Origin of the sequence: Streptomyces sp. NPDC002888 (genome assembly GCF_042888465.1) — a bacterium.
Taxonomy (GTDB): Bacteria; Actinomycetota; Actinomycetes; order Streptomycetales; family Streptomycetaceae; genus Streptomyces.
This window is the reverse complement of sequence record NZ_JBIAPU010000063.1, coordinates 1-1,611: the sequence shown is the minus strand read 5'-3', so window position 1 is coordinate 1,611 and position 1,611 is coordinate 1. Positions and strand designations below refer to the sequence as shown.

The following is a 1,611-nucleotide window of genomic DNA, read 5'->3' as shown; positions in this document are numbered from 1 at the left end:
GTCCGCGCCACCTGCGCCTCGAACAACGCCGGAAGCGTGCTCTCCTCAGCTTCCGCCGCGGCACCACTCCACTCGGCCAGCACCCGACGACGCTCGCCCTCGTCCAGTACCTCAACCGAACTCAGCGCCACCTGCGGACCACCGTCCAGCGCCACCTCCAACGCCGACACCACACCCTCGGCCGCCGTCCGCACCAACCCACCGACCGCCAACGCATCGATCGGGGACACAGCGTCCACGGCGAGGGACAGCCCGCGGTTGTCGCCGTCGTCGTCGACCGCGACGGCGAGCGGGTAGTTGGTCCGCTCCCGCGAGAAGACCAGCCGGATGCCGTCCCTCTCGCCGCGGTCCTCCGCCTGGGGAGCCGGGCCGGCATCCTGGCCGCCGTTGTGGCGGTAGTTGAAGAGCGCGGAGAACAGCGGGGCACCGCCCTCGACACCGCTGGCGTTCTGCGCCAGCGCGAGCGGAGCGTGCTCATGCTCCAGCAACTCCGCCAACTGGTCACGTATCGCCGACACCGCGTCCAGAACACCGAGCTCATCCGTCCGCACCCGCACCGGCAGCGTGTTGATGAGCGGCCCGGGGACGCGGTCGGCGCCCAGGCCGGCGTTCATCCGCCCGAAGAGGATGGTGCCGAAGACCACGTCGTCGCGGCCGCTGAGCACCGCGAGGGCCCGGGCCCACGCCACATGCAGGACGGTCGCGGCAGACACGCCGAGCCGGCGGGAGACCTCACGCAGCCGTGCCTCGGCGGCGGGTGTGAACGGTACGACCTCGCGCACCACGTCGGCGCCGACTCCGCGGACGTTCACCAGACCGTACGGTGCAGTCGGTTCGGTGACGTCGCCGAGCAGTTCGGCGAAGTAGCGCTCGTGGGAGGCCTCGTCAGCGGCGGCGCCACGGGCGTGGGCCACGAAGGTACGGAAGGGCAGCGGCTCGGGCAGTTGGTCGCCCCGGCCCGTGAGGAAGGCCTGGATCTCGCTCAGCAGCGTCTCCAGCGCGGCGTGGTCCTGCACCAGGTGGTGGACGCGCACCAGGCCCAGCCAGCGGTCACCGCCGGGGACTGCGGCTGCGTGGACCGTGAACAGCGGCGCCCGGTTGAGGTCCATCGCGGAGCCGACGAATGCGACCAGCTCGGCCACCGGGTCGGTGCTCTGCGGGTCCAGCGTCACCTCGGTGAACGGCAGTTCGGCGTTGCGCCACACCACCTGGACCGGTCGGTTCAGGCCCTCCCAGACGAAGGAGGTGCGGAAGATGTCATGCCGGTCGATCACGCTCTGCAGCGCGGCCGTGAAGTCGTCCAGGCGCTCGCGTGAGCCGAACTCCAGCACGGAGGGAAGCACATAGGCGTCGTCGCCGCCCTCGGCGAGGAGGTGGTGGAAGAGCAGGCCCTCCTGGAGCGGGGCGAGCGGATACACGTCCGCGATGTTCGCGGCGCCGCCCTCCACCGTGGCGACGACCCGCTCGATCTCCTCTGCCGTCAACTCGACCAGCGGAAGCATCTCCGGCGTGATCACCGTCGCGCCCGCCGGAATCAGGTTCTCCGGCACCACAACCTGCTGAGCATCCGAAGCCAGCGCCAGCCCAGCCGGCGTCGGCGTCTGGAACAGC

1 protein-coding gene is annotated in these 1,611 nt (G+C 71.1%); it reads right to left on the bottom strand.

Annotated features, from left to right (window positions below; all coding sequences use genetic code 11):
- Window positions 1-1,550 (bottom strand): condensation domain-containing protein (locus ACFYWX_RS47695; protein ID WP_389431806.1); only part of this gene is annotated, 1,550 nt, incomplete at its 3' end.
- Window positions 1,551-1,611: the final 61 nt, after the last annotated feature.